General features: G+C 58.2%; 6 protein-coding genes. 3 read left to right on the top strand and 3 right to left on the bottom strand.

Translation table 11 applies throughout. The features are described from left to right. Positions 1–233: 233 nt before the first annotated feature. From TW83_RS20630 to TW83_RS12600, 3 genes are read right to left on the bottom strand one after another with little or no spacing between them, the layout of a single operon-like run. The gene (locus TW83_RS20630; protein WP_157001559.1) at positions 234–647 is read right to left on the bottom strand and encodes a hypothetical protein; all 414 of its coding nucleotides are present in this window, start codon (positions 645–647) and stop codon (positions 234–236) included. Continuing rightward, complete coding sequence (locus tag TW83_RS20625; protein WP_157001557.1) at positions 644–1339, bottom strand: hypothetical protein; 696 nt, start codon at positions 1337–1339, stop codon at positions 644–646. The genes TW83_RS20630 and TW83_RS20625 overlap by 4 nt, the downstream gene beginning before the upstream one ends. A 1-nt stretch (position 1340) precedes the next feature. Further along, positions 1341–2096 (bottom strand): ParA family protein, encoded by a 756-nt coding sequence (locus tag TW83_RS12600; protein WP_045983120.1) that lies wholly within the window; start codon positions 2094–2096, stop codon positions 1341–1343. Positions 2097–2927: 831 nt separating this feature from the next. Between TW83_RS12600 and TW83_RS12595 the strand changes: the two genes are divergently transcribed. The 3 genes from TW83_RS12595 (at position 2928) to TW83_RS12585 (ending at position 7423) form a co-directional block, all read left to right on the top strand. After that, the gene (locus tag TW83_RS12595; protein WP_045983119.1) at positions 2928–3506 is read left to right on the top strand and encodes a helix-turn-helix domain-containing protein; all 579 of its coding nucleotides are present in this window, start codon (positions 2928–2930) and stop codon (positions 3504–3506) included. 85 nt (positions 3507–3591) lie between these two features. Beyond that, positions 3592–5406: a relaxase/mobilization nuclease domain-containing protein gene (locus tag TW83_RS12590; RefSeq protein ID WP_052714865.1), complete on the top strand. Its 1815-nt coding sequence runs from the start codon at positions 3592–3594 to the stop codon at positions 5404–5406. Then, on the top strand, positions 5399–7423 hold the full coding sequence (locus TW83_RS12585) for a type IV secretory system conjugative DNA transfer family protein (protein WP_084697448.1): 2025 nt from the start codon (positions 5399–5401) through the stop codon (positions 7421–7423). The genes TW83_RS12590 and TW83_RS12585 overlap by 8 nt, the downstream gene beginning before the upstream one ends. Positions 7424–7428: the final 5 nt, after the last annotated feature.

Below are 7428 nucleotides of genomic sequence, written 5' to 3'. Positions count from 1 at the left end.
TGGCGGCGGCTTTGGGCGGCAGCTGCGCCGCCGCGGGTGCATGGGGAAAAGGTGCCGCTTTACAGGATGGATTTGACCACAGCCCACTCGCGTCCCTTCGCACTATGGGGGCCGTTCCGCTCGCGGTCTGCAAGCCCGTGGCCTCAAGGGCCACGGGTGGACAAATCCAACTTAGTCAGACTGGCGATGCCGCAGAAAAGACAGAAGCTCCGAAAGGAGCCCTTGGTTCGGCTTTACTCGGATGCACCGCAAGATACCGGGAAAGGTGTTCCGGTATTCAATTGGTAGGTTTGACCGCCAGCAGTCAGTTTCAGTTCAGACCCACTTTGTAAGATAGCAATGATCTGCTGCCAGTCCGCTTTGTCCCTCGATACTGCTGTTCCAGCGATCATGGTGCCCGCGAAGGTATTCCCCTCAGACTCAAGGGTATAAGGTCCTTTCAACCACTGACCTTGAATGTCCACTTGAAGGTGGTTGGTCGGCGGAATGAATGCGCCGTCAGGGTCACAGACGGCAGTCAGGGCGATGCCGTCAGCGGATGCAGTATAGATGTGAAGCCCGCGAAAATCGGTCGTCTCATCCCATGCGAATGCAGGCGATGCAACAGCACAGAAAACCATGACGGCGGTAGCAATGCGAAATGTCATTTCATGTAATCCTTGATGGTCTGATCGAGACTGGAAAACCACGCGGGTTCGATCTGGCCTAACAGGAGCTTCGAGCGTGGCGCTTTCGCTCCGCCCCGAACCTGCGCTTGTATTGCTTGAAGGGTTTCAGATTTGACGGCGACCGTCGTGCGAAGGCTCCACCCGCCAGCACCTGATGCCTCAGCAACCTGGGCAACATAGCGCGGTTCAAAGGTCACTTTTGAAAGCTGATTGAAAGCTGACCTCATGATGCCTTGAACATCGACGCCGCTTGATTGCAGTTTCGTCAGTGGTTCGACATGCCGCTCCAAAACCCTCAGTCGCAGGGTGATCGAGAGTGTTGTTGAGTTCCGCTTCCGAGGCGGCACGACAAGATCTACCAGCTCGACGGCAGCGTCAGGTGCTGCTTCCTTTTCATCAGCAGGGTTGCTTGTCGGGGCCGTATCTTCGGGCGTAACAGGGCTGCGGTCATCGTTCGGGGCAGGTGTGGGCGTTCCCTCGTTAGACACAGCATCTTCGGACTGCATCTCAGCTGCCGGTCGGGGCGGTTCCACAACCTGCTGGCGCTTTTGAGTGAAAGCGTTGACTGCATTTTCATCCAGCGGCTTGAGAATGGATTCCCGCGCAGCTTTTTTAGGTTTATGAAAGCCCGTTGCATCTTCACGGGTTGTTTTGATCAACTGACGTGCCATTTTACTGCCTCATTTTCCGACCACTGAAGACATTGTTGATAAGGGTGATCGCGTGAGACATTGCGACTTCCCAATGTGTAACCCTGACACGATCCTTTGGATTATCACTTGCCCGCATCTTTTCAATGATGGCCCCGAGGACGCCCTTTTCATCCATTTCCCGATATTGCGCTTTTTCTGGCACCATCGTGTAGAGGGGATTGAACTCGTCAATTATCTCATAATGGCGTTCAAACTCCCGCTCTCCGACTTTATCCGGCTTTGGATTTCCTCTGACATGGGTGAACAGACCAGGTTGAACACGCGCCATGACGATATGAAGGACGGGCAAAGCGCGAGGGTCCTCTGAGCGCGCTTTGAGATCGTTATACCAAGACAGAGTTTCATGAGCGCGTTTTCTGTCTCCCTTGGCATTCATGCAGGGAACGAGAAGAACATCCGACACGCTTGCCAGCTCCACAGCATAATCGACGCCCTCGCCCTTGGTGTCGATGATGATGAAATCAACTTCGGCTTCGTGCTTTTCGATAAGCTCAAACAGTTCGTCACCCGTCTCGGCACGACGTGCCACGAGCTTCTCGTCTGTCAGATTGTTTTCGATACCGGTCTGCCACCACTCTACCGAGTCGTCGCTTTCGTCCATGTCGATCAAGAGACATCTCTTGCCGGTGAAAAGAAACGCTGACGCCATCAGCTTCGTCATCGTTGACTTGCCCGCCCCGCCCTTCTTGCTCATCATGCTGATCACGATTGCCATTCGGTCACTCCCTTTGCGGATGTTTCAGCCTGACCGCGCAGTCTGATCCCCTAGCCCCTACCATTACCTCGTAAGCCAAACCAAAATGTCATGTCAATATGTCATGGCATGAATGAATGTCATTAGTGCGCGTCATTAGTTCATGTCATGATTGCATGGCGTGACGTAACAGACAAAGATCATGGCAGGTGGGAATGTAATAGAGGCATGGCATAATATCCTGACATAGAGGCACAGCATAATGTCACGACTTTTAGTCTGGCACATTGCTCTGTCTTACTGTCATGGCACAACATCATGTCATAAAGTCATGTATTATTGTCATGTCATAACGTCTCGACACAAAGTCATGACATTACAGTTGGGCATGGGATAACGGCATAAAACAATGGCATATGTTCATACCATGAAAACATGACATGGTGTCATGGCATGAAATCATGGCGTTCATGCATGTCATAATGTCATGTCACACTGTCACGTCATGGGCTCTGGATATGCCCCCGCATGGGTCCTTAGGTAGCAGCGCGAGACCATGGCGCGACCGTAGAGCCTCTGGATTGGCGCTAGGGGCCGGGTTTTGGTTTTCCGCACCCCGACAAGGGCCAGCGCCCTTTCGCCCCCTCAGCGCCTCTCTCCGCGCCTCTGGGGCTGTCCCTCGGCTGCATGCTTTGCTGCACCCTCGGTCCAGGCACCGGCGACGAGCCGCCGGTAAATTGAATTCCACCCTCGCCCAAAAGCCGAATTCCTTGACAGTCTTCGTCTTTTGGGCGAGGGTGGAATGGTTGATTGGTGGCAAGAAATGCAACCGTAATTTTTTACACTTTGGACATGGCCGGAAGAACGAAGAAGATCACGCCCGCCGACGAAAAGAAGATCGTCGCATCCGTCCGTGCTGGCGTGCCCGTGGCCGTGCTGGCGAAGACCTACGGCGTGACGCGGCCGACCATCTACCGGGCCATCCGCAGCTTCCACGACAAGGCCAAGGTCTCCGACACGAACACCGCGCCCGTGTCCTTCACGGTGAACCGGGACAGCCTTCTGGCCTTCGATGCGTTCACGGGACGGCTTGGTTTGAAGAGCCGGGCCGATGCCTTGCGGCGCGTGTGTTGTGTTCCGGCCGGGTTTTTAGAGCCTGATCCGGACCTGGCCGATGCCCTGCGCGACGTGGCGCGGGAGTTGTCCGCCATCGGTCGGAACGTGAACCAGCTGGTCGCCACCAAGAATTACGAGGTCCGGCGGGGAGAGAAGCTGAAGCTCAGCAAGTCGCAGCAGCAGGTTCTCAGTGACCTTCTCGATCACATCGACCGTGTGTCCACCCAGGTCCGCGAGATGGAAGGCAAGCGGGCCTCGGAGACGGTCCGCCGCTTCGTGGCCGGGATGAAGGGGGCGGACGATGGGACGGACTAGTTCTGTCGCTGGTGTTTCCACCCGGCTTTTCGAGGAGGGTTGGGACAGGGGTAAAGGCGGCCGTCAGCTTGCCGGTGCCCGGCAGATGGCGCGTGCGGCGCAGGGGGCGTCGCCTGCGTTCTTCAAGATGATCCGCACGGGCGGCTGTGCCTCCAAGGGGCAGCTGTCGTCCCAGTTCAACTACCTGTTCAGCAAGAGCGTGGATGTGCATGATTCACGCGGTCTTCTGGACGGCGAGAAGCGCCTGACGCCGGAGCAGATCGAGCGGGCCGTGGCGCGCTGGACCGACGACTGGCAGGGCCAGTTGAACGCGGCCCGGACGAGCCACATGGTCATGTCGTTTCCACGGAATGCCAAGTCCCAGCATGTCAGCATGATTGCCGGGGAAATCTGCAAGGAGAAGCTGGGCGGGCGGTTCGACTACATGATCGCGGTTCACACCGACAGCCCGAACAAGAACCCGCACGCCCATATCATCGTCAATCGGCGGGGCAGGGAGCCGGGGGATTATTTCACGCTCCGGCAGGGCACTGAATACACCTACCAAGCCTTCAAGGAGGCGATGGTGGATCATGCCGCCCGCTACGGCATCCAGCTTGAGGCCACGACGCGTTTGCAGCGTGGTCATATCCAATACCCCCCCACCGATGGCGCGTGGCGGCGGGCACAGGAAAAGGCAGTGACGACAGGCACTGCCTTCGAGGCCCCTTCGGGGACGCCTCGCGTCGGGGACGCGCTGCGCCGCGCCACCGACGAGGTTCGCGACTGGTCCCTGCGCTACCGCGAATTCGCCAGCTTTGCTTCGCTGAGCAACATGCAGGATCTTGCTACCGCATTTGAGAAGGCATCTGCCGTCCTGTCCCAGGGTGGCGTCATTTTAGCTAAGGGAGACGCTTACATGTCTGTCGAAGAAGACTTTGATAAAGCCGCCGCCGATCTGAGGCGCGCTGTCGATAGCGCGGAGGTTCGCATTGCAGACGCGGCCCCGAACCATCGCCCGGCGATGGAACGCAAGCTGGCCGAGGCGCTGTCCTCGGTGGAGCATCTGCAACCACTCGGTGCCCGGTCGCGCGATCTGAGCGAGACCGCCAGCGAGGAGGGCATCTATTCGGCGCAGAACGTCGAGGGGGTGAACGCCCGCTTTGCAGTCGATGGTCGTTCCAAGCTGGCAATGGCCCTGGACGGAACCGGGATTGATCCGGTCGAGGTCGAGGCCCGGATGCGGCTTGGGGCCAATTCCGCGGCGCTGGAAACCCGTTGGGTCCAGCAGGATTTGCAAAGCGTGGCTGATTTGCGCGGGCTCAATCTGCGCGATGAGGCGCAGCTGGAGCAGGCCATCGCGGTGGTGGACCATGCCTACGACCGAGTGGCGGCGGACTACGGTGTTGATGACGCCATCTATCAGCGCGCGGCGGCACAGCGTGGTGTTAGCCATGAGCAGGGCGTGAACAATGTTCATCCCATCCGTGAGCAGTTGAATGAAGCCGGTCAGGTGGATGCAGGACCGGATGCCAAGGGGCAGCTTGAGCGGTCGCGGGAGGCGGAGGCGCTTGAATACGCACCAGGCACGTCCATTGGCTCGCGTGACGGCATCGGCCGCGATCATTCCGATCTGAGGCAGCATGCCAGCCCTGTCGGCGCAGACGACGAACGCAAGCTGCGCGAGGCTGTCGAGAAGGCGTTGACCCGCGAGGAACTGGCCGCGCTCAAGAACGGCGATGCGTCGGTCCTGCGCGGCGTGGGCGACCGGCAGGACCAGCTGACCATAGCACGCGATTACCTGCGCGCCACCAACGATCCAGGCGCGCAGCAGGGCATCGAGCGTGTGAACGACGCGCTGACCGCCGAGCGTGACCGCGTTCGTCAGGAACGCGGCCATGAAGGAGGCGGCCATGAGTAAGCTGCACATTCCCGGAGGCGTTCTTCTGTTCGCCCTGGTGGGCACAAGTCTCGCCTATGTCGTCGGAACCGGCTTTCTGTCATTCCGCTATGGTTTTAACGGCGAGTATCTGGATTGGACCTGGATCGCGACCGGATACTTCGCCCTCAAGAACAATGACCCGCAAGCCTTCCGGATTATCAATCTGATCTGGGGCGGCTTCATCATCCTGTCGCTTCTGTTCTCGGCACAGGTGCTGACCGACAAGCTGACCACCTTCGGTCGGGCGGATTGGCAGAGCCGTCGCCAATTGAGGGCCAACAAGTTTTTCGAGAAGCCGGGACGCGGCTTTGTGGTCGCAAAAATGGGATCGCCAAAAAGCCGGGCCAAATTCCTGTGTTCGGCATCCTTTCCGCATTGCCTCATGGTGGCCCCGACCGGTTCGGGTAAGGGCATCGGCTTCGTGGTGCCGAACCTGCTTCTCTCGACGGGGAGTGCAGTCGTTCTCGACGTGAAGGGCGAGAACTTCGAGCTGACCAGCCGTCATCGCCGGGCGATGGGGGACAAGGTGTGGCGCTTTGCGCCGCTGGACTGGGGCAAGCCGAGCCACCGCTACAATCCCCTCGACCGGATCACGGCGCTTCCGGACCCGGACCAGAGGCAGATGGAAATTCGCCTGCTGGCAGAGCTGTTCCTGCAAACCGAAGATGACAGCATGAAGGGACTTCTGGATGGCGGCATCGACTTGTTCGTGGCCTGCGGCATCTTCGCGATGGAACGCAACAAGGCGACCCTGGGCGAGATTTACCGGCTGGCATCGGCGGGTGGCGACAAGCAGAAGCAATACCTGATCTATGCCGACAAGGTGAAAAGCCCTGCCGCGAAGCTGATGTTCGAGCGGCTGGCATCGACCAACGACCGCACCCTGACGTCTTATCTATCGCTCTTGATGACCTCTGGCCTCAGCTTGTGGTCCAACCCTGCAATCGACCGGGCGACGGAAACGAGCGATTTCAGTTTCCATGATTTCCGCCGCACGCCGCAGACCGCGTATTTCATTGCCCCGCCGCATGACAAGATCAAGGCGCTTGCGCCGCTGGTCCGGCTGTTCTTCTCAGACCTGCTGTCCAGCCTACACACACATGAGCCGGGGGAGGATGAACCCTGGCCCGTGATGATCATGCTGGACGAGTTCGACATGCTTGGCCGCATGCCGATCGTGGCGGACAGCATCAAGACCCTGCGCTCTTATGGCGGAAACCTGGCGATCGTCACTCAGACCATTCCGGCGCTGGACAAAATCTATGGCGAGGACACCCGGCTGTCGCTGCAAGGCGGGGCAGGGGTGAAGATCTACCTGGCACCCGCCGATCCGCGCACCAAGGCGGAGCTGTCGGCGGCCGTGGGCAAGACTACGAAGAAGGTCACGGCACGGTCGAAGACCATCGGCAAAGGACCGTTCCAAGGAACCAATATTTCTGAGCGGACCGAGGATCGCGATCTGCTGACAGAAGATGACGCTGGCCGTTTGGGTGAGAATACAGTGGTCATTATCGCCAATGGTCAGCATCCGATCAAAGCAACCCGGATCAAGTATTTTGAGGACCGGGTGCTGAAACCTATCTTTCTTGCGCAGAAAGGACCGCTGCCCGCCCCCGATCCGAAGGACGCAGCCATTCGTGATCTTCAGGGTAATCTAGTGCGTGCTGTCGCACAAATCGACGACCTGTCAAATCAGGTGCAAACCATCGCGCAGCAGCGCAGTCGTATCCGACCTGTTCTGCCTGAAGGTCCGTTTGGTCAGGTTCAAAATAAGGAAAATGGCGATGATAATTCAGGCAGTTCGAGGGATGCTCTCAACGAGAGCGTTCAGAAGCCTCGCGTTCCCAAGCGAATGAGGAAGGTCAATATGTCAATCCGCCCCGATGATCTGGTTGGCAGCGGTGACGACAATGTTAGGGCATTGATCCAGACAACTGTAAAAGTCGATAAGATCACTCCTGACGACGATGGTGCAGCCGTTGCAGCTGCCGAATAAAGAAA

It is taken from the genome of Paracoccus sp. S4493, assembly GCF_000967735.1.
GTDB classification, from domain to species: domain Bacteria; phylum Pseudomonadota; class Alphaproteobacteria; order Rhodobacterales; family Rhodobacteraceae; genus Paracoccus; species Paracoccus marcusii.
The sequence above is the reverse complement of the archived record's forward strand: the minus strand, read 5'-3'. Positions and strand labels throughout refer to the sequence as shown.